Annotated in this window: 19 protein-coding genes; 6 read left to right on the forward strand and 13 right to left on the reverse strand. The window is 34.6% G+C overall.

Translation table 11 applies throughout. From position 1 onward, the window contains the following. The first annotated feature begins 110 nt into the window (after positions 1–110). Both BC952_RS11365 and BC952_RS11370 read left to right on the forward strand, forming a co-directional pair. Entirely contained in the window at positions 111–3,434 is a 3,324-nt protein-coding gene (locus BC952_RS11365) for a chemotaxis protein CheB (RefSeq protein WP_121365766.1), read from the forward strand. A gap of 70 nt (positions 3,435–3,504) precedes the next feature. Beyond that, on the forward strand, positions 3,505–5,673 hold the full coding sequence (locus BC952_RS11370; RefSeq protein WP_121365767.1) for a PAS domain-containing hybrid sensor histidine kinase/response regulator: 2,169 nt from the start codon (positions 3,505–3,507) through the stop codon (positions 5,671–5,673). A 120-nt stretch (positions 5,674–5,793) separates the two neighbouring features. Here the strand turns inward: BC952_RS11370 and BC952_RS11375 are convergent, their stop codons facing one another. The 7 genes from BC952_RS11375 to BC952_RS11405 form a co-directional block, all read right to left on the reverse strand. Beyond that, positions 5,794–6,537 carry an LOG family protein gene (locus BC952_RS11375; RefSeq protein WP_121365768.1) on the reverse strand — a complete coding sequence of 248 codons (744 nt, stop codon included), beginning with the start codon at positions 6,535–6,537 and terminating at the stop codon, positions 5,794–5,796. 170 nt (positions 6,538–6,707) lie between these two features. Continuing rightward, positions 6,708–7,010 (reverse strand): thioredoxin, encoded by a 303-nt coding sequence (gene trxA, locus BC952_RS11380; RefSeq protein ID WP_121365769.1) that lies wholly within the window; start codon positions 7,008–7,010, stop codon positions 6,708–6,710. 2 nt (positions 7,011–7,012) lie between these two features. Further along, positions 7,013–7,210 (reverse strand): hypothetical protein, encoded by a 198-nt coding sequence (locus BC952_RS11385; RefSeq protein ID WP_121365770.1) that lies wholly within the window; start codon positions 7,208–7,210, stop codon positions 7,013–7,015. Positions 7,211–7,238: 28 nt separating this feature from the next. Further along, positions 7,239–8,075 carry a methyltransferase domain-containing protein gene (locus BC952_RS11390; RefSeq protein WP_121365771.1) on the reverse strand — a complete coding sequence of 279 codons (837 nt, stop codon included), beginning with the start codon at positions 8,073–8,075 and terminating at the stop codon, positions 7,239–7,241. A 1-nt stretch (position 8,076) separates the two neighbouring features. Then, the gene (locus tag BC952_RS11395; protein ID WP_121365772.1) at positions 8,077–8,280 is read right to left on the reverse strand and encodes a YgaP family membrane protein; all 204 of its coding nucleotides are present in this window, start codon (positions 8,278–8,280) and stop codon (positions 8,077–8,079) included. A gap of 24 nt (positions 8,281–8,304) precedes the next feature. After that, positions 8,305–9,720 carry an MBL fold metallo-hydrolase gene (locus tag BC952_RS11400; RefSeq protein WP_121365773.1) on the reverse strand — a complete coding sequence of 472 codons (1,416 nt, stop codon included), beginning with the start codon at positions 9,718–9,720 and terminating at the stop codon, positions 8,305–8,307. A 301-nt stretch (positions 9,721–10,021) separates the two neighbouring features. Further along, positions 10,022–10,648: a Crp/Fnr family transcriptional regulator gene (locus tag BC952_RS11405; protein WP_121365774.1), complete on the reverse strand. Its 627-nt coding sequence runs from the start codon at positions 10,646–10,648 to the stop codon at positions 10,022–10,024. Between the two features lie 282 nt (positions 10,649–10,930). On the opposite strand from BC952_RS11405, the gene BC952_RS11410 reads away from it, so the two are divergent. Further along, positions 10,931–11,242, forward strand: a complete 312-nt coding sequence (locus BC952_RS11410) for a rhodanese-like domain-containing protein (protein ID WP_121365775.1) — start codon at positions 10,931–10,933, stop codon at positions 11,240–11,242. Between the two features lie 60 nt (positions 11,243–11,302). Further along, the gene (locus tag BC952_RS11415) at positions 11,303–12,883 is read left to right on the forward strand and encodes an NADP-dependent glyceraldehyde-3-phosphate dehydrogenase (RefSeq protein ID WP_121365776.1); all 1,581 of its coding nucleotides are present in this window, start codon (positions 11,303–11,305) and stop codon (positions 12,881–12,883) included. 153 nt (positions 12,884–13,036) lie between these two features. On the opposite strand, the gene katG is transcribed toward BC952_RS11415, so the two are convergent. After that, on the reverse strand, positions 13,037–15,286 hold the full coding sequence (gene katG, locus BC952_RS11420) for a catalase/peroxidase HPI (RefSeq protein WP_121365777.1): 2,250 nt from the start codon (positions 15,284–15,286) through the stop codon (positions 13,037–13,039). Between the two features lie 373 nt (positions 15,287–15,659). Between katG and BC952_RS11425 the strand changes: the two genes are divergently transcribed. Both BC952_RS11425 and BC952_RS11430 read left to right on the forward strand, forming a co-directional pair. Then, positions 15,660–16,103 carry a tellurite resistance TerB family protein gene (locus tag BC952_RS11425; RefSeq protein ID WP_113666089.1) on the forward strand — a complete coding sequence of 148 codons (444 nt, stop codon included), beginning with the start codon at positions 15,660–15,662 and terminating at the stop codon, positions 16,101–16,103. A gap of 221 nt (positions 16,104–16,324) precedes the next feature. After that, a complete protein-coding gene (locus BC952_RS11430) occupies positions 16,325–17,905 on the forward strand; it encodes a GMC oxidoreductase (protein ID WP_121365778.1) in 1,581 nt (526 codons plus the stop codon). A 681-nt stretch (positions 17,906–18,586) separates the two neighbouring features. Here the strand turns inward: BC952_RS11430 and BC952_RS11435 are convergent. From BC952_RS11435 to BC952_RS11455, 5 genes are all read right to left on the reverse strand, one after another. Then, positions 18,587–19,012, reverse strand: coding sequence for a DsrE family protein (locus BC952_RS11435; RefSeq protein WP_147405278.1), 426 nt, complete (start codon positions 19,010–19,012; stop codon positions 18,587–18,589). Positions 19,013–19,028: 16 nt separating this feature from the next. Beyond that, positions 19,029–20,036, reverse strand: coding sequence for a c-type cytochrome (locus BC952_RS11440; RefSeq protein WP_121365969.1), 1,008 nt, complete (start codon positions 20,034–20,036; stop codon positions 19,029–19,031). A 73-nt stretch (positions 20,037–20,109) separates the two neighbouring features. Continuing rightward, positions 20,110–20,607 carry a DUF6691 family protein gene (locus BC952_RS11445; protein WP_121365780.1) on the reverse strand — a complete coding sequence of 166 codons (498 nt, stop codon included), beginning with the start codon at positions 20,605–20,607 and terminating at the stop codon, positions 20,110–20,112. Between the two features lie 12 nt (positions 20,608–20,619). Next, a complete protein-coding gene (locus BC952_RS11450; protein WP_425269361.1) occupies positions 20,620–21,189 on the reverse strand; it encodes a YeeE/YedE family protein in 570 nt (189 codons plus the stop codon). A 314-nt stretch (positions 21,190–21,503) separates the two neighbouring features. Further along, the gene (locus BC952_RS11455) at positions 21,504–22,073 is read right to left on the reverse strand and encodes a TlpA family protein disulfide reductase (RefSeq protein WP_121365781.1); all 570 of its coding nucleotides are present in this window, start codon (positions 22,071–22,073) and stop codon (positions 21,504–21,506) included. Positions 22,074–22,119 lie beyond the last annotated feature (46 nt).

Below are 22,119 nucleotides of genomic sequence, written 5' to 3' on the forward strand. Positions count from 1 at the left end.
TCCCAGAAAACATATTAAATTAGCCGTTATAACAGTTTAAGTGGAAAGAGTAATTTTTATGAAATACTTGAACCAAATTAATAATTACTACAGATAATTCTAATTTTGTAATGACAAAAAATAATCAAATCAGCCTTGAGGAAGGCAAAGTTCTAGATTTGAAACCAAATTTAAGCTTATCCGGAGTCGATAGCAGTGATTTTCCAATCATTGGTATCGGAGCATCCGCTGGCGGGCTAGAGGCATTAGAATTATTTTTTAAGAACATGCCCAATAACAGCGGTATGGCATTCGTAGTTATTCAGCATCTTGATCCTACACATGCTGGAATAATGCCTGAGCTATTGCAGAGAATGACCGAAATGAAGGTTTTGCAGGCAGCTGACGCACTTAGGGTAAAACCAAATTCAGTATACGTAATTCCGCCCAACAAAAGTTTATCGATATTAAATGGTAGGTTGCATTTATTTGATCCAGTTGAATCCCGTGGCTTGCGATTACCTATTGACCTTTTTTTTAGGTCTTTGGCATTGGATCGAATGCAAAAAAGCATAGGGATTGTTCTTTCAGGCATGGGATCCGATGGTAGTTTGGGACTAAGATCCATTAAAGAAAAAAATGGAATTGTACTTGTTCAAGATCCTGCTTCTGCAAAATTTGATAGCATGCCTCGCAATGCAATAGAAGCAGTAATACCTGATATTGTTGCACCAGTTGAAGAATTACCTGCTAAATTGATTGCTTTACTTAGATATTTTCCTGAACTAAAAAGTATCGAATCTGAAATAGTTGATGGAGTTAAAAGCAGTCTTGAAAAGATAATAATCCTGTTGCGGGAACAGTCTGGACATGATTTTTCGATGTATAAAAAAAATACTTTGATGCGCCGTATCGAGAGAAGAAAAGCAATACATCATATTGATAAAATACAAACATATGTGCGTTTTTTACAGGAAAATCCCAAAGAGGTGGAATTTCTTTTCAAAGAGTTATTAATTGGTGTAACCAGTTTTTTTCGGGATACTGCTGTTTGGGAAAAACTCAGAGAAGAAATTATTCCAAATTTATTAAACGAGGTACCCAACGGATATACCATTAGGGTATGGGTTCCTGCATGTTCTACCGGAGAAGAAGCTTATTCCCTAGCTATCGTTTTTGAAGAAGCAATCAAAAAAATAGCAAAACCCAAAAAAATAAAATTGCAAATTTTCGCCACTGATTTAGACACACTGTCTATCGAAAAAGCTAGAAAAGGAGTTTTTATGCCCCACATTTTAAAGGACGTATCGCCGGAGCGCATTGAAAAGTTTTTTACAAATGAAAACGGAAATTACCGGGTGAATAGTTCCATTCGGGAAATGATTGTTTTTGCGCCTCATGATGTGATAAAAGATCCCCCTTTTACAAAACTGGATCTATTGACGTGTCGCAATATGCTGATATATATGGAACCGCAGTTGCAAAATAAACTGATAATGTTATTTAATTACAGCCTTAATCCTGGAGGAATAATGATACTTGGAACAGCAGAGACAATTGGAAGCAGTATCAAAGGATTTGAGGTAATTGATTCCAAATTAAAATTTTTTAAACGTACTTCAAAATCGGCATCCCCGGAATTTACTAATTTTCCAAGCTCATTTTCGCAAACAAAAAGATTAACTACTGATATTATGAAAGAAACTAAGGTTGTTGAAAATATACAAACCCTTACTGATCAAATTTTGTTGCAGCGTTTTTCTCCTGCAAGTGTATTAGTCAATAATAAAGGAGATATAATTTACATCACCGGAAGAACCGGTAAATATCTTGAACCCGTTGCAGGTAAAGCAAACTGGAATGTTCATGCCATGGCCCGCGAAGGTTTAAGAAATGAATTGCCAGGAGCATTCCGTAAAGCAATGCAAACTTTTGATTCAATTAAAATTGATAATATAAAGATAGTTGAAAACGGGATTTCTTATTTTATAAATTTGACTGTGCAGCAAATTGAAAACCCTGAAGCCTTGAAAGGGATGATTTTAGTGGTATTCAATGATGTGACTTCTACTTTGCAATCAGACGGTAGTTCGGTAAAATCCAAAAAACAAAATGTTGCCGCGAAACAACAAGAACTGGAAGCAGAATTGATACGCAGTAATGAAGATTTGAATAGCATTAGAGAAGAGATGCAAACCTCACAGGAGGAGCTTAAATCTACTAATGAAGAGTTGCAATCCACTAATGAGGAACTGCAGTCCACTAATGAAGAGTTGACTACTTCCAAGGAAGAACTACAAAGTCTAAACGAAGAATTGCAGACGGTTAATACAGAGCTTCAAAGTAAATTAATTGATTTTGAACAGGCAAACAATGATATGAAAAACCTGCTCAACAGTACTGAAATAGCCACTCTTTTTTTAGATAAAGAATTAAACATACGCAGGTTCACTGATCCGGTAACTAAAATATTCAAATTAAGGAATACTGATACTGGAAGACCTTTTACGGATTTAGTTTGTGATTTGAAATACCCCGACATGGTAGATAATGCTCTTGAGGTAATCAAAACGCTAATTTCGATTCAAAAAGAAGTAGAGACAAATGATGGTAGATATTATTATGTACGAATCATGCCTTATCGCACGCTGGATGACCGTATTGATGGACTCGTAATTACATTTACAGATATAACAGCAGCAAAACAAGCCGAAGAATCTCTCAAAATGGAAAACCAATACCGACGACTTTTTGAGTCTGCAAAAGATGGGATTCTAATCCTTAATGCTGAAACGGGTATGATAATGGATGTTAATCCGTTTTTAGAGGATATGTTAGGCTATTCTCACGAAAAATTTATTGAAAAAACCATTTGGGAAATTGGTTTCTTAAAAGATCTTGTAGCCAATAAAGATAAATTTTTAGAATTACAGAAAAAAGAATTTGTCCGTTATGAAAATTTGCCGCTAGAAACCGCCAAAGGGAGAAAAATAAATGTTGAGTTTGTCAGTAATGTATATCTAGTTAATAATAAAAAGGTAATTCAATGCATTATACGCGATATTTCTGATCGTGTCTTTGTTCAGGAAGCTTTGGCTAATGCCGAAACAAGATACAAACACCTTTTCGAATCGGTTAAAGACGGCATTTTATTTATTGATGTCGAGACGGGAAAAATAAATGCCATTAATCCTTTTTTAACCGATTTAATAGGCTCTTCAAAAGAAAATTTTATCGGAAAAGAAATTTGGGAAGTGGATTTTTTTAAAAATATTATTAAAAATAAAGAAAAATTTATTGAATTAAGTAACATAAAATCGTTTCGTTCTAATTATCTGGAAATTGAAACGGCAACTGCAAAAAAAATTGATATTGAACTTGTTAGTTCCATGTATTTTATTGGCAATCAAAAAAACCTCCAATTTTTTATACATGAAATAGCATTGCAAGAATAGAAGCATAATTTATAGAATGGGTTAGTAATTTCAACTTTATAAAAAATTGTAATATTTAAAGGTAGCACTTATGGAAAATATTGAGAATAAAGCAGAAGCCCGGATAATTCTTAGACAGAAGGCGGAAGAATTATTACAAAAAAAACAATCAATAGCTAGTTCCAAACTTTCAGAAGTTGAAACATTAAAACTCATTCATGAGTTAGAAGTGCATCAGATAGAATTGGAGATGCAAAAAGAAGAGCTTATGCTTGCCAAAGAGCAAGCTGAAATTGCTACTCAAAAATATACTGAATTGTATGATTTTGCTCCAGCGGGTTATTTTACGCTAACAAATTCAGGTAAAGTTGTTGAACTCAATCTTGCGGGCTCTCAATTATTGCGAAAGCAACGATCAAATTTACTGAACAGTCAATTTGGTTTCTTTATTTCCGATGATACCAAATCAATTTTTAATAACTTCTTAGACACCGTTTTTACTAAAGATGTCAAAGAATGCTGTGAAGTTAAATTATTTTTAGAAGATGGATTTCTGATTAATGCTTATCTCACAGGAATCTTATCAGAAAGCAAAGATCAGGCTCTGATTACCGTCGTAGACATAACAGAACTTAAAGTAACTGAATTAGCACTTAGACAAAGCGAGGAACGGTATCGAGAATTATTAAACAATCTTGATGTTGGAATTATCTTGCATGATAAAGATTCTAAAGTAATTTTCTCTAATCCCAAAGCATCCAAACTGATTGGTTTGAGTAAAGAAAAAATAATAGAAAAACAGGCTTACAATCCGGTTTGGAAATTTATAAATGAGGATTACAAGTCTTTGCCAATAGAGAATTATCCAGTAAATCAGATCATAAATAGTAAAAAAGGACTCAAAAATTTTATAATTGGAATTAAAAAACCCGATATCACATCCATAAAATGGCTTTTGTTAAATGGTTTCCCTGTTTTAAATAATGATTTAGAAATTTCAGAAGTAGTGATTAGTTTTATCGAAATCACAGAGCTAAAAAAGTTAGAAATAGAACTGACAAAAGCCAAAGAACAAGCTGAATCAGCTAATAAAGCCAAATCAAGTTTTTTGACTAATATGAGCCATGAAATAAGAACCCCACTGAATGGAATAATTGGTTTTACTGATTTATTGATGAAAACAAATCTTGATAAAAATCAGACTGAATACATGAATACGGTCAATGAATCAGCAACAATACTGATTGAAATTATCAATAATATTTTAGATTTTTCAAAAATTGAATCGGGTAAATTAGAATTGAATATTGAAGAAATAAATATTTTTAAACTCTCACATCACGTCATTGAAATATTCAAATATCATGCGGGCTTAAATAATGTAAATTTAATTTTAAACATAGATCAGAATGTTCCTCATTATGTTTTTGCCGATTCTATACGATTGAAACAAATTTTAGTGAATTTAATTGGCAATGCCTTAAAGTTTACTAAAGCAGGTAGTGTAACATTAGATATTAGTTGTGATTTCAAATCCGGAGATGAAAATAAATGTTATTTTAACTTTTCAGTCAGTGATACGGGGATTGGGATAAAAGAGCAAAATCAAGAAAAAATATTCCATTCCTTTATACAGGAAGACAGCTCTATAACGCGTAAATTTGGAGGTACAGGTTTAGGATTGGCGATTTCAAATCAACTTTTAGCGCTTATGGAAAGCAAGTTGGAACTAAACAGTAAATATGGACATGGAAGTAAATTTTTCTTTACTATCGAATTAGAAAAATCAGATCATTACGATGTTCCAAATAGCATAGAAAACGACAGTGTTACTGAAAATAATCGTATTTCTTCGAAAGATGTGGCGCATAAAAATATATTAGTAGTTGAAGATAATAAAATTAATATGCTTTTGGTGAGAACATTACTGAAATCAATACTTCCTGACAGCACAATATTCGAGGCGTCCGATGGTAAAATGGCAATTCAGATGTATAAAAAGCAGAAGCTGGATCTTATTTTAATGGATATCCAAATGCCACATAAAAACGGATATGAAACTACTGCCGAAATTAAACATTTAAAAAAATACAATAAAATTCCAATAATTGCCTTAACTGCCGGAATAATGCTGGGTGAAAAAGAAAAATGCCTGGAATCCGGGATGGATGATTACGTTTCAAAACCAATTGTCAGATGTAAATTAGAAGAAGTGCTGTATAAATGGTTAAAAAAAGAATCTCAAAACGAGAATAATTGAGTGGTGAAATAATATTTTAAAACTATTAAATAAGTATAATAATTGATTTGCTTAATTAAATATTATGTCTTTGGAGTAAATATTCGATTTAATTTTTAGGTGAGAAATAATAGTGAACTTCTATTTCTTTTTTTCAACAAGCCACCATTTAGGCTTGTATGCCTGTTTTTTTAAACCGAACTTTTTGATTGCATGCTTTTTGATGTGTTCAATTAAATCTTCTACCGAGTCAGTAACAAATAGTAGCTTCATATCTTCGGAGCTGATACTTTCATTATCTGACATCATCTGAATGTGATGGCACAATTCCTTATGATAAACAGTATCAAAAATAACAATGGGAAAGTTGTTGATGATTTTATTTTGAATTAAAGTCAGTGCTTCAAATAATTCATCCAAAGTCCCCATTCCCCCGGGCATTACTACAAAAGCATAGGAATATTTAATTAGAATTACTTTCCTCACAAAGAAATAGGGAATGTAAATCCATTTATGAAGGTAGGGATTTGGTTTCTGTTCTACTGAAAGAACGATGTTTGTCCCTACAGAATAGCCTCCAACATTATAAGCCCCTTTATTTGCGGCTTCCATAATTCCAGGTCCGCCACCTGTCATGATTGTAAATCCTAATTTTGCTATTTCGGCACCAATGCGTTCTGCACTTTTATAATGAGCAGTTTCCGGGCCAAAACGAGCGGAACCAAAAACGGTGACACAAGGACCAATAAAATGCATTTTTTGAAACGCTCTGATGAAATTATAAAGTACTTTAAAAATGAAAAGTAAATTTTTTAATCGTGTCAAAGGTCCTCTTACAAATAAAGATTCAGATTTTGAAAGTCTGTATTGGCGTGGCTTTTCCATAGTGATTACTAAGATAGGAAAATAACAGTTTGCATTTATTTTTCCATCCCAATAAATGAATTAAAAACTGATTTAGTTTTAAAATTAGAAACGGATTACTGTTATAATTTATGAAAAGACACAAGTACCATTAAACCACAACAAAAGTTTTTTGATCGTTACTGCTTTGGCTATTTATTACTTTTTTCCAAAATAGTTTTAATGATTTCCTCCTTAGTCAATACGCCGGATTGTCTCCACAACTGTTTTCCGTTTTGAAATAAAATCATTGTAGGAACCCCACGAACCTGATATTGACTTGAGATTTGCTGATTTTTGTCCACATCAATTTTAATGATGGAAACGCGATCTCCCAAACTGTCTTTTACTTCTTTCAGAACGGGACCAAGCATTTTGCAAGGGCCGCACCAAGTGGCAAAGAAGTCAATTAAAACCGGTTTTTCGGATTGGATAATAGTATCAAAATTACTCATCGTTATTGTTTTTTAGTGTTAGGAATGCTACAACCATTTGCGCCACAGCCAAAATTAAAAATAACCTGAACGAAAAAAAATAGTCCAAAACCAATGAACATCCATTCTTTCAAAATATAGGCTTGTGCGAATAAAAATAAGGCGAACACTAGGCGAACCCAGCGCATAATATGCCAATTTGTGAATAATAATGCTTTCATTTTTTTTCTCTAAAAAAGGAATCTGAATTTAGTTCTTTATTTTTTTGATGGTATACTTTTCATCGTAAGCAATAACATCTTTTAATATTTTGGTTTCAATTTCATTTGTACTGACTATTAAAACTTCAGCAAAATTACTGCTGATGCTTGTATTTAAAACACCGTCAATTGCAAGTATTTTTTCAGTGATGGTTTCCATGCAACCGCTACACGTAATGCCTTCCAATTCGTATAAATTCACAACAACTTTACTGTTCTTTTTCAAATTGATAAATAACTCTGAATTTGCTCTTGGTGCAATTGAATTTTCTGATGAATCCATTTTTATAAAATCAAAAGCGGCTGCGAAAAGTTTTTGATATTCTTCTTTGCTTCCGCCAAAAGGAGGTCCGGATTGAAACATTCTATTGAAAAGTAATCCCGCAAGAATTCCATCTTCGTCCAAAAGTTGGTGCATTTTCCAAACGTATTTTTTACGCATCGTTGGTGGTAAAGCACAGAAAAAAGTCTGCTCAATAATCAAATCATAGTTTCCTTGATGTTCAAAGAAATCACCCAAGACAATCTGAATGTTAGGATTATTTTTAAATTTTTCTTTTAAAACGGCAACTAGTGTCGGCGCAATATCGATAAGTGTAATATTTGTAAATCCGTGTTCCAGAAGATATTCTGCTTCATAGCTGTTGCCACAACCGGGAATCAAAATTCGTTTCTTCTTATCAGTAATCTTATCTATATATTCTTGTATTGGCGGTGATACTTGGCCTAAATCCCAACCGGTGGTTTTGGCTTTGTATTGCGCCTCCCAATAAGCAGCGTTCAGCGGTTTATCACAAGAAGTATCAGAACATTTTAAGTCGGACATGTTATATTTTTTTTCGGGTTGAAATTCCAAACGGGGAATACAATGGACAAAAACTAATAAAGCTCGTCAATATAAAAATAGCTGCAAAAATTCCTAAAACCAATGCAAGTGTCCCGCTGATTGTATTGGTAAAATACAATATAGCAATTACTACTGCTATGGCGATCCGAATAATTTTGTCTGTTGAACCCATGTTTTTTTTCATTGTACTTTTTTATTTGGTTATAAATTATTTCAAAACTTTACTTTTGCAAACGAAATCCGTTTTAGGAACATCCGTTTTTGCAATAGCATTAAAACCGCCTTCAATTTCAGTGAAATTTCTAAAACCACGCGCTTCCAGAATCGAAGCTGCAATCATACTGCGGTATCCGCCGGCACAATGCAGGTAAAAATGTTCTTTTGGATTAATATCTTTAATCCATTCATTAATAGCCGCTAATGGCTTGCTATAGGATTCCTCAACATGTTCTGCGCAGTATTCACTTTCTTTACGAATATCAATTATTTTGCTTTCGCCAATTTTCACTTCTTTGGCAAATTGTTCAGCTGAAATTCTATTTACGGTATCAATTTCTTTTCCCGCTTTTGCCCAAGCATCAAAACCACCTGCTAAATGACCAATCAAATTATCAAAACCTACACGGCTCAAGCGCGTAACGGTTTCTTCCTCTTGTCCCGGTTCGCAAATAATCAGGATGGGTTGTTTTACATCGGCAATTAAAGCGCCTACCCAAGGAGCAAAATCACCATCAATTCCAATGTTTATGGATTGCGGAATAAAACCTTTGGCAAATTCTCCGTTTTTTCGAGTGTCTAATAGTAAAGCTCCAGTTTCTTCGGCAGCCACTTCAAATTCTGAAGGGGACAGCGCACGCATTCCTAAATCCAAGACATTCTCAAAACTATCGTATCCTTTTTTATTCATGGCCACATTCATACCAAAATAAGCGGGTGGTGGTAATAAACCTTCGGTTACTTCTTGAATAAATTCGGCTTCCGTCATGTTGGCACGCAACGCATAATTAGTCGCTTTTTGGTCTCCAATGGTCGAAACGGTTTCCTTGCTCATGTTTTTTCCACAGGCACTTCCCGCACCGTGAGCCGGATAAACGATAACATCATCTGCCAAAGTCATAATTTTATCTCGTAAAGAATGGAATAGGGTAGCGGCCAATTCTTCTTGTGTCATGTGCGCCGCTTTTTGTGCTAAATCCGGTCTCCCCACATCGCCAATGAACAAAGTGTCACCGGAGAAAATAGCGTGGTCTTTTCCGTTTTCGTCAATCAATAAAAAAGTGGAGCTTTCCATGGTGTGTCCCGGAGTGTGCAATACTTTTATTTTGATGTTACCTATGCTGAATTCCTGTCCGTCTTTTGCAGAAATGCAATCAAATTCGCAGGTCGCATTTGGACCATAAACAATTGGAGCGCCAGTTTGACGACTTAAATCAACGTGGCCGGAAACAAAATCAGCATGAAAATGGGTTTCGAAAATGTATTTCAATTTTACGCCGTCTCTTTCCAATCGGTCCAAATACGGTTGAGTTTCTCGTAACGGGTCAATGATGGCAGCTTCGCCATTTGAAGTAATATAGTAAGCACCTTGTGCTAAACATCCGGTATATATTTGTTCTATTTGCATGATTGCGTTTTTTAAATTTATAGTACAAATGTACTTCTGTTTTTTAGGATAAACAGTGACAATTGTTACATTGCTTTTATTTTGGAACCAAAAAATAAGTTGATTGATTGATTTTTTCTATTTCGGAAATAATCCCAAAAAAACAATACTAAAGATAATCAAAAATGAAGCTTAGTGATTATTTTACAAAGTGATTTTTTTATGAAATTGTAATATAAAGTGTTGGTATTCAGGTTTTAAAAAATTCACCCGGAAAAATCAGCATTTATAAAAATGGATTTTCTCGATGAATTGATAGAATTTATTTTAAAAGTTCAATGTTATTGCGATGCAAAGCAACTATGCCGCGTTGTTCCATTTTTTTCAACAAACGGGAAATTACTTCTCGTGAGGTATTCAGTTCAGAGGCAATTTCCTGATGAGAAAGCTTCAATTCTTTACAACCGCAAGCATCGGCATGACGTTTCAAATAAAATTCCAAACGTTCGTCCATGGCTCTGAAAGCGATACTGTCAATGACTTCCAGCACTTCTTCAAAACGACTTCTGTATGTATCGATAACAAATTCATACCAGCTGCGGTGTTGCATCATCCATTTATCCATCAAAGGTAATGGCACCATTATCAACTCGACATCCTCAACAACTTTTGCCATGATTTGGCTTTTTTCATTTTTGGTCGCACAAATCATAGAAATGGCGCAGGCTTGCCCGGGTTGCAAATAATACATAAAAAACTCACCGCCATTTTCATCTTCGCGATACACCTTTATTTTTCCACTGATTACTAGCACCGTATTTTTGATATACTGTCCAGTTCGCATGATGATATCGCCCGCTTTGAAAGATTGAATAGAAGCATTGGCATCAATATCTTTGACTAATTCAGTAGAAAAGGAAGGAAATATTTTCTTTATCGGATCAAGCATTTTAGTTTTTTTCTATGTTTTATAATGTAAAAGTAGTGTAAAAACTCAAAAAAACAGACTGATTTTGCGACTAAAAATCGTGGCAAGTACTTGATTTTCGGATTAGTATTGTAATATTGTCTATGGATTTAATAGACTGTTTTTCGTAAAAATAAAAGCCCAATTTATAGTTTATTGACAGTTAATGTTTTGCGAAAACGATTTCTAAAGATTATTATCTAATTAACAATTCATGCGTTTATTGTTCGGTAAAAACGTTGTATTTTTACAAAAAACACCATTATGAATTTAACACAAGAAGATTGGGTTTCACAGTTTGAAGCTGATGAAAACGCAGTGATTTTAGACGTGAGAACAGAAGACGAATTTAACGAAGGATTTATAGCTAATGCCATCAATATTGATATTCACAGAGGGCAGGATTTTGTAAATGAGATTGAAAATTTGGACAAAAGTAAAAATTATTATGTGTATTGTCGTTCCGGAATGCGAAGCGCAAAAGCCTGCGAAATAATGAATCAGTTGGGTTTTGAAAATGCCTATAATTTAACTGGTGGCATTTTAGATTGGGATGGCGAAGTTGTCGAACCATAAAACAGAAAGAGGCAACCGCCTCTTTTATTTATTAAAATTATAAATATAATATACTTTAGTATGAATATAATACCAGAAGAATTTCAGATTACAACATTATTAAATCAAGATACGTATTTAGTGGATGGCGAATTGAAAAAATGGGAAGGTCAGACAACCGCTGTTTTTTCAACGATTTCATCTACGGAGGAATACGGTCCAACAATATTAGGTTCTATTCCTTTTATGGGCGAAACCGAAGCGCTGGAAGCTGTCAATGCAGCCAGTGTTGCTTACAATAACGGTCAGGGATTATGGCCTACGATGAAAGTTTCTGATCGTATCAAATGTATGGCGAATTTTGTCACTCAAATGAAAGCAACCCGAAGTGAAGTCGTTAAGTTTTTGATGTGGGAAATTGGTAAATCTCTTGGCGATTCCGAAAAAGAATTTGACCGAACGGTAGAATATATTTACGATACCATTGAAGATTATAAATTATTAGACCGAAATAGTTCTCGTTTTACCAAAAGTCAGGGCGTTAATGCCATGGTGCGTCGTGGACCTTTAGGAGTTGTATTGTGTCTTGGACCGTACAATTATCCCTTAAACGAAACTTTTGCGCTGCTGATTCCGGCATTGATTATGGGAAATACAGTTATTTTTAAACCTGCTAAACACGGTGTATTATTAATTTCACCTTTGTTAGAAGCTTTCAGAAGCAGTTTCCCAAAAGGAGCCATCAATATTGTTTACGGTAGAGGACGTGAGGTTGCTTCGCCAATAATGAAGTCCGGAAAAGTCGATATTTTGGCTTTGATAGGAAACAGTAAATCGGCAATTGCATTACAGGATCAGCATCCAAATAAAAACAGATTGCGTTTGATATTAGGTTTAGAAGCTAAGAATCCAGCCATCATTTTACCGGATGCCGATTTAGATTTGGCTATTCAAGAATGCATTGCAGGAACGCTTTCATTTAACGGGCAGCGCTGTACGGCATTGAAAATTTTATACGTCCACGAAACTATTGCCGATGAATTCAACAGGCGTTTCGCTGCCAAAGTAGATTCGCTTGTGTTTGGAAATCCATGGGATAAAGCGGTTATGCTGACTCCGCTACCGGAAAAAGAAAAACCGGCTTACATTCAGGAATTAATTGATGATGCTGTCAAAAAAGGTGCAGCAATCATTAATGAAAAAGGAGGAAAACACACTCCAAATTATATTTTTCCGGCAGTTTTGTTTCCAATAAATAAAGAAATGCGAGTGTATCACGAAGAGCAATTTGGTCCGGTAATTCCAATACTGACTTTCAAGGATATTCAGGAACCATTGAACGACATGGCGGAATCGAATTACGGACAACAAGTGAGTTTGTTTGGAAGTGACATTAAAACTATTGCGCCGCTAATTGATACTTTAGTGAATTTAGTGTGCAGAGTAAACTTAAACAGTTCTTGCCAAAGAGGTCCAGATGTATATCCATTTACAGGACGTAAAGATTCAGCTGTAGGAACGTTGAGTATTCACGATGCCTTGCGTTCGTTCTCGATTAGAACTTTTGTAGCTTCAAAAGACAATGACTATAATAATGCTATTTTGCAGGAATTATTAAACAGCAAAGAATCCAATTTTGTTAACACGGATTATACGATGTAAATCTATTTTAATTAGAAAAGTAAAGCCGTCTCGTTTTTTCAAGATGGCTTTTTTTATGGAGTTGAGGTTGGTGAGGAGATTCTATATAACCTATAAAAACAAAAAAGGTGATCTGTTACCAGACCACCTTTTAAACAAATTATAAATCTAAAATTAAACTAAATCGAAACGGTCTAGGTTCATTACCTTAGTCCATGCTGCAACAAAGTCTTTTACAAATTTTTCTTGAGCATCTGAACAACCGTAAACTTCAGCGATAGCTCTAAGCTCTGAATTAGATCCAAAAATAAGATCTACACGAGTACCAACCCATTTGATTGCACCGGTTTTACGATCAGTTCCTACAAAAGCATCATCAGATTCTGAAAGGGCTTTCCAAGTAGTGCCTAAATCCAATAAATTTACAAAGAAATCATTTGTCAGTGCACCTGGACGTTTTGTAAATATTCCACTTTGAGACTGATCAAAGTTCATATTCAAAGCACGAAGTCCACCAACAAGAACTGTCATTTCCGGAGCTGATAAGTTCAATAATTGTGCTTTGTCAATCAACATTTCTTCAGCTGATACAGTATATTTTGTTTTCACATAATTACGGAAACCATCAGCCTGAGGTTCAAGAACTGCAAATGATTCTACATCTGTTTGTTCTTGTGAAGCATCTGTTCTTCCTGGAGTAAAAGGTACATTTACTTCAAAATTAGCATTTTTAGCAGCTTGTTCAATTCCGGCGCTACCACCTAAAACTATTAAATCTGCAATGGAAACTTGCTTACCGCCAAAGTTTGCGTTGTTGAACTCTTTTTGGATGTTCTCAAGCGTTGCTAATACTTTCTCTAATTGAGAAGGATTATTCACTTTCCAATCTTTTTGCGGTTCTAAACGAATACGAGCGCCGTTTGCACCACCACGTTTATCAGATCCACGGAACGTAGATGCCGATGCCCAAGCAGTAGAAATTAATTCGGATACAGACAATCCAGAAGCTAGAATGGAAACTTTTAGTGTAGCAATATCGTGTTCGTCAATCAACGGATTGGTTACTGCTGGAACTGGATCTTGCCAGATTAGTTCTTCACTAGGAACTTCTGGTCCCAAATAGCGTGCTTTTGGTCCCATATCTCTGTGCGTCAATTTGAACCATGCTCTTGCGAATGCATCATTAAATTCGGCTGGATTTTCAAAAAAGTGTCTTGAAATTTTCTCATATATTGGATCTACTCTTAAAGATAAATCGGTAGTCAACATAAAAGGTTGGTGACTTCTTGAAGGATCATGTGCATCTGGAACAGTACCAGCACCTGCTTCTCCTACTGGTTTCCATTGGTGCGCACCAGCAGGACTTTTAGTCAATTCCCATTCGAAACCAAATAAGTTTTCGAAATAGTTATTGCTCCATTTTGTTGGGGTAGTTGTCCATGCACCTTCAAGACCACTGGTAATTGTATCTTCTGCATTACCTTTCCCATAAGTGTTTTTCCAACCTTGACTTTGCTCTTCGATACCAGCTCCTGCAGGTTCTGGACCTACGTATTTATTTGGATCAGCAGCACCATGGGTTTTCCCCAATGTGTGTCCGCCGGCAATAAGTGCAACTGTTTCTTCATCATTCATTGCCATGCGGGCAAAAGTTTCACGAATATCACGGGCTGCCAATAGCGGATCAGGATTTCCATCAGGACCTTCTGGGTTTACATATATAAGTCCCATTTGCACTGCTGCTAAAGGGTTTTCTAGCTCACGGTCACCTGAGTAACGGCTATTAGGAGTGTTGCTAAGTGCTAACCATTCGCGTTCAGAACCCCAATAAATATCTTCAGCTGGTTCCCAAACATCGGCACGTCCGCCGGCAAAACCAAATGTTTCTAATCCAGCCGACTCAAGAGCGCAGTTACCGGTTAGAATCATTAAATCGGCCCAAGAGATTTTCTTACCGTATTTTTGTTTTATTGGCCATAATAATAAGCGAGCCTTATCTAAATTGGCATTATCAGGCCAGCTGTTCAAGGGTGCAAAACGTTGCGTTCCAAAACCTGCTCCACCACGACCATCAGCAATTCGATAGGTTCCTGCGCTGTGCCAAGCCATTCTAATAAAGAAAGGTCCGTAATGACCATAATCTGCCGGCCACCATTCCTGAGAGGTAGTCATCATTTCGAATATATCTCTTTTCAAAGCGTCTAAATCCAATGATTTGAATTCTTCAGCATAATCAAAACTTTCTCCCATAGGATTGGATAGGGAAGAATGTTGGCGTAAAATATTTAATTTCAACTGGTTTGGCCACCAGTCGCGGTTACTTGGACCGGCACCCGCACTTTGCTTTGGAGCAGTTGCACCAGAAAATGGGCATTTGCTTTCTCCATTGACATTGTAGGATGTTGGGTTTGTATTATTTTCCATAGTATAATTATTTTTTATTTTCTTAAAGCGAATTTACCACAAAGAATCCATACCTGATTTAATTTTCAATAGATAAAATTGATAATGGTAATTGTGTTTGAATATGCTAAATTTAATGAATTTATAGTAATAACGGCTTTTTTTAATAGCTTTATAGTGTTATAGTTGTATTAAATTTACGGTTTGCCAACCGAAAGCTTTAGGTGTTGCGTTATCTCTGAAATATTTTAAAATTTACTGAAATTAAAATTATTTTGCTGAAGCGCACTTTTTAAATCTGCAATGAATTTATAAATTTTTAAATCATAATTTATTACTAAAACCTAGTAAACCATTTGACTGTTAGCAGTAACTTTAACCAAAAATATAAAACATGAGTTCATTTGAAAATAATAATAGTAGTCAAAATACTGTAAATTCTGAGTTTGAAGCTTGGGTTGGCATTTTATATTCTTGTATTTCTGCCGATAATCAAATCACCGATTCGGAAACAGCAACATTATCCAGAGTATTGTCTTCAAAACAGAAATTTATCGGAATTGATATTGCACCTCTCTATAGAAAAGCATTTAATGTACGAGCGGAACTGGGACAATTAAAATATATTTCGGCTTGTTCCGAATGGATTAAAGGAGAAGATAAGGAAACCGTATTTGCTCTTGCATTGGAAGTTTTACTTGCGGACGGAACATTGGAAAAAGAAGAAAAAAACGTAATTGAAGTTTTATCCAATCAATTAGAAATTGAGAAAGAAATGACCAGCAAAATAATTGAAGTCATTTTCTTGAAAAATAAAGGTAATATTAAAGGAATATAAACGGCTAACTCAAAATATAGTGCAACTTCGGAGCGTATATTAAATGGGTTTAATTTTGATTATAAAAAGAAGAGCATTTCAAATCTGAAATGCTCTTCTTTTTTTGTTTTGGAGAAACAAAAAGTTGATTTTTATTGTCAAAAGAATTGATTAGCACCTTTTACTATGCATGCATATTATTCAAAATAATTGCTTATTTTTGGGATATAACATAAAAAAAGATGCAATACGATTTTGATTACATAATAATAGGAAGCGGATTTGGAGGTTCAGTAAGTGCTTTACGGCTTTCTGAAAAAGGATATAAAGTTTTAGTAATTGAAAAAGGCAAATGGTACAAATCGGAAGATTTTGCCAAGACCAATTGGAATCTCAGAAAATGGTTGTGGATGCCTTCGTTGCGTTTCTTTGGTATCATGAAAATGAGTATTTTCAGGCATATCGTAATAATATCGGGAACTGGAGTTGGCGGCGGTTCGCTGGTTTATGGGAATACTTTGCCTGTACCAAAATCGGCATTTTTTAAATCAGGAAGTTGGAGCGAATTAGAAGATTGGGAAACCGAATTAAAACCATTTTATAAAAAAGCACTCACCATGCTTGGTGCATCCAGAAATCCCAAATTGTTTGACGGTGATCTTGCATTGAAGGAATTAGCAAAAGAAATTGGGAAAGAAGATCAATTTGAACATCCTGATGTTGCAGTTTTTTTTGGAAAACAAGAAGTAAAAGTAAAGGATCCCTATTTTGAAGGAAAAGGTCCGGAAAGAGCCGGATGTAATTTTTGCGGAGGTTGCATGACGGGTTGCAGATACAATGCAAAGAATACACTTGATAAAAATTATTTGTATCTGGCACAAAATAATGGCGCTGAAATCCTTGCTGAAAATGAGGTTTATAATGTTTTGCCAATTGAGGATAAAGATGGGACTTCAGGCTACAAAGTCGCTGTAAAATCCAGTACAAAATTTTTTGGTTCCAGAAGAGAATTTACTTCAAAAGGAGTAATTTTTTCGGGAGGAGTTTTGGGAACTATTAAATTACTGCTCAAACTAAAGACGAAATCACTTCCGTTATTATCAGATAAATTGGGTGCTGATATACGAACCAATAATGAAACGCTAATCAGTGTTTCCTCTTTGGACAAAACTAAAAATTTATCAAAAGGAGTGGCTATAGGCAGTCTCCTTCACACGGATGACAACAGTCATTTGGAAATTGTAAGGTATTCAGAAGGATCGGGTTTTTGGAAATTGCTTCATTTGCCTTTGTCGAATGGTGAAAATGCCTTGGCACGAATGGGAAACATGACGCAGCAAGTAATAAAATATCCGTTGTCCTATTTCAAAATTTATTGGGTAAACAGTTGGTCAAAAAGCACTACTGTTTTATTATTCATGCAGTCAATTGACAGTACTTTAAAATTCAAAAACAACTTTTTTGGCGGAATGTCATCTACAATAGGTACCGGATTAAAACCCTCCGCTTATATTCCGGAGTCTATCGCTTTAACAGAAAAATACAGCAAAATAATCAATGGTAAAGCAACTTCATTTGTATTGGAATCCGTAGCAGGAATCCCGTCAACTGCCCATGTATTGGGAGGTGCAGTGATGGGAAAAGATCGTTCAGAAGGAGTCATTAATAAAAACAATGAAGTTTTTGGATATCAAAACATGTTGATCATTGACGGTTCCATGATATCTGCAAATCCAGGAGTTAATCCATCACTTTCCATCACAGCAATTGCAGAACGAGCTATGGATCAGATTCCGGTCCATATTGAAAGAAAGGATTTTTGAAATTTCATGCTAACCAGACGAATTAAAAAATAGATCTCTATTTTTGTGCTTCCTAATGTTCCATTATTAAATTAATTACTTACTTTAGAATACTAAAATAGCAGCATAATTTTATTTTAACTCAGGACCGAATAAGTCTTTAAAAACAATTCGATTATCAGAAAAAAAGTCAAAATAACAAAGAAAAAAATTCATGAAAGACTGCATCGGGAGCCCGTATTAACACATCCTAGACTGAAGTTTATTCCCAATATCGTGATCAATCTAGTTAGTTTAATAATAACATTTGCCATAGTGGGCATCTTACTCTATTTTATCTTTGATTATTTGATTAAGAAATTTTATCATTTGGATTAAAAAAGTAGTATTTCAAAAATTGAAATGGAGTATAAAATTAATTATACTCTTATTCTTTTATTGAAAATAAAATTTTGTTGATGTAGGTTTCTCCAGATTAAATAGGTGCACAGACAATAATTGTGCATCAAACCCTGAAATTCATAGTGAATATCAGTCTGAGGAAAAGCAGCGAGATACTTTTAGCATCCAAACATAAGTCACCTTTGATTTAGAAAATATCTTCGTCTATTATTTATTTTTTAGGGTTGTTAGTTTAGTTTTAACTATTTTTTGCAAAAGACCTAGAGCAAATTGATGATATAGGGTTATGCAAAATATAATTTAGAATCCGCCTTTTATATAACTCCAGCCTTGTTCTTGTTTTTCAACAATTTCAGCAATGCCGGCGGGTACATATTCTACTTCAGGGATCAATTGGTCTTTAGTTATTTTTCGGTTTTTCATAGTGTTTTCACAAACTACAAAACGAACTCCCTTTTCATGAAGCGCTTTAATTGCTGCGATGTGCTTTGATTTTTTGGGCATTAAAAACTCTAATCCCATATTGTAAACCACCACTTCGTACTTTGCTTTAGGCCAGTGAGCAGTTAAATTATTAAGCTGGTTTGCAAATGCTTTCTGTTGAATAGTATCATTAGCATTGGTAAACTGAAAGACTATTTTATGGCTATTCGATTTTTTTTGTGCCAATGCCGCGATTGAAATCAAACCAAATAACAGAACAAATAAAACTGCTAGATTTTTCATAATTAATTTTTTAAAATTACTTTTTTTCGTTTTTCTTTTTTGTTTCTTTGATCGGTTTGAAAGGTCCAAATTTATGTTGGATTTCCATAAACCTATCTGAAAAAGGTCCAAAAGGATGATCGACCGGTTTTTTAGAAATATCGGGCCAGTCTCGACTTAAATCTTTCGATGGTCTAGGTTGGTTTTCCACATAAGCCGCAATATCCCAAGATTTTTCATCTGATAATTGAGAGTTTTCATACGTGGCGCCCAGAGGCATATTGTATTTTATGTAGCCTGCAAACCGACTGATTCTGAATAATCCTGCGCCGTTATTATATGAATTTTTGCCCCAAAGTGGCGGATAGGTATATTCTTTTTTGTCTGCTGCCAAAATCCCTTCACCATTTACTTGGTGGCAACTTGCACATTTGGCGTCATACAAAGTTTTTCCTTTTACCGGATCAGCAGCGCGATCTAAATATTCCAAATCATAGATTCCAGCCGCATTTGCTTCTTTTCCTCTAGGAACAGTACTGCCAATGTATTCAATGTACGCTATCATGGCTTTCATTTCTCTATCATCTTCTTGTAGTGGCAGACCATTTAAGCTTCTTTCCATACAATCGTTGACTCTTTTGTATAGATTTTCCACTTGCCCGCTTCTGGCTCTCATTTTTGGATACATAGAATATACGGAACCATAATTGTTTCCCCAAGGTTTTGTTCCGGCATCCAGATGACAATTGTTGCAATTCATCCCGTTGGTGATTTGTTTCACACTGCCATTTGGTCCCAAATATTTAGCCGTATGCGCAATTAAATCCTTTCCGTATTCTACTTCTTGTTTTAAGCTCGCATCTTTAATCAGACTAATATCAGCAGGTTTCCAAGCTTTAGCCATCTCATTTTGTACAAGTACCTTTTTTTTAGCGTCAATGTAAAGTGAATCGAGATCCGAATCACTTTTTTGAAACCAAGAGGTGATGGATGAATTGAAAAACAAAACCAATAACAATGATATTACTAAGAAAATAATAGTCATAAAGAGATAAATCAGTTTTTTTACAAGCGATTTAAATTGGACAATATTTTGTTTTTCTGGAATCATAAATGTATTAATGAGGCAGTTTATCTCTAAAATAGCCATATACCCAAGTTCCCACGATTGCAAAAAATAAGGTAACAATCATCACTGTGGCACCCGTTCCAATTTGTGCAAACAATGGACCTGGACATGCTCCAGTTATTGCCCAACCCAATCCAAAGATGAGTCCGCCGTAGATTTGACCTTTATTGAATGTTTTGTCGTGGAATTCAATTTTTTCTCCATAAATGGTTTTAATATTGAATTTTTTTATCAGAAAAACGGATATTATTCCCACTACAACGGCACTTCCTATAACGCCATACATGTGAAAAGATTGGAAACGGAACATTTCCTGAATGCGATACCAACTGATAATTTCTGCTTTGATGAAAACAATACCAAATAAAATACCAATTACAAGGTATTTTAAATTATGGTACCATTTGTGCTCTAAACGGCTTTCGTTGATACAAACCGTATCTAAGGAACGCGTTTCGAAATCTTTATTTTGATCTTTTATATTCATAATTAGTAATTTTTAAAGTGAAAGAATAAATGGTAAAATAACATTTGCCATAATCAATCCGCCAATGAAGAAACAACATGTTGCTATAAGCGATGGCATTTGTAAATTAGATAAACCGGAAATGGCGTGACCACTGGTGCAACCTCCCGCATAACGAGAACCAAAACCAATAAAAAAGCCACCAACAACCATCATAAAAAAGCCTTTGAGTGTAAATAAACTTGCCCACGAGAACAATTGTTCTGGTAGCATTCCTGAAATTTCAGTAACTCCGTAGCCAGCCAATTCGGTTTGTAGATTTCCATCAATGATAATCGGATTAGGATTTGACAAAAAGCTGTATGCTATCACACCACCCAATAAAATACCGAAAACGAAAAACATATTCCAGATTTCTTTTTTCCAATCGTATTTGAAAAACTTTATGTTTGCCGGTAAGCACATGGCACAAGTGTGACGTAATGAGGCGCTAATACCAAATGATTTATTTCCAATGATTAACAAAGCCGGAACTGTAAGTCCAACTAATGGGCCTGCAATATACCAAGGCCAAGGTTCTCTGATTAATTCTAAAATTTCCATATTTGTTTATTTATAGATGCAAAGGTTATATTTATAAATGAGTAGTTATGTTACTTTTGTCACATAACTAAAAAAGGATTTAAAAAACTATAATTGCTTTTAGTTTTTTAAAACATTAATAATCAGTAATTTACAATTTAAATTAATAGAAGTGTATTAAAATTTAACCAAAAAAAGTATTTGATTTTTCAAATACTTTTAGTAATTATGATAAAAATTAGTATGTAGCTATAGTTTTTTTAATTGCATACTCTTTTGTTTTTATTGAAGTCAAACTTTTTAATCAGTGTTAAAAGCACGTTTTCTTATCGGGATTATTTTTTTAGTAACTCGTCTAACTTTGCTCTGAATGAATCACTGTTCCAATTTGCGGTGCCAATTTTGGCTACAATTACATTTCCTGATTGATCAATAAGATACGTGGCTGGAATTGTTGAAGATTCCATTTCCAATGGAGGATTACTTAAAGATTGATAGACAGGAAGCGTTAGGTTTTCTTTAATCATAAAAGCATTTGCTTTTTCGAAAGAATCTGTTGTCACAAACAAAAAGACCATTTTATCCTGATAATCAACATATAATTTTTGGATGCTTGGCATTTCGGCAATACAAGGCGGACACCATGTAGCCCAGAAATTAATGAATATTATTTTTCCTTTATATACTTCTAATGACACAGTTTTTCCTGTGTCGTCTTTTAAGTGCCATTGATAAGTGGAAAGCATTTTTTGTTCTGTTACGGCAATAGTTTTGGGCGAAAAGGCAATTAATCTATTCAATTGCACTTTTACAAAAGTACCCACCGGACTAAACAGAAGCAGTGCTATCAATACAATAAAAATAATATTTTGAATAGTGGATTTTTTTGATTTTTTTGGTTCCATTTTTTAATTATTATTCTCTAAAAAGAGGTTGTTTTCAATTCAATTT

It is taken from the genome of Flavobacterium limicola (assembly GCF_003634755.1).
Classification (GTDB): domain Bacteria; phylum Bacteroidota; class Bacteroidia; order Flavobacteriales; family Flavobacteriaceae; genus Flavobacterium; species Flavobacterium limicola.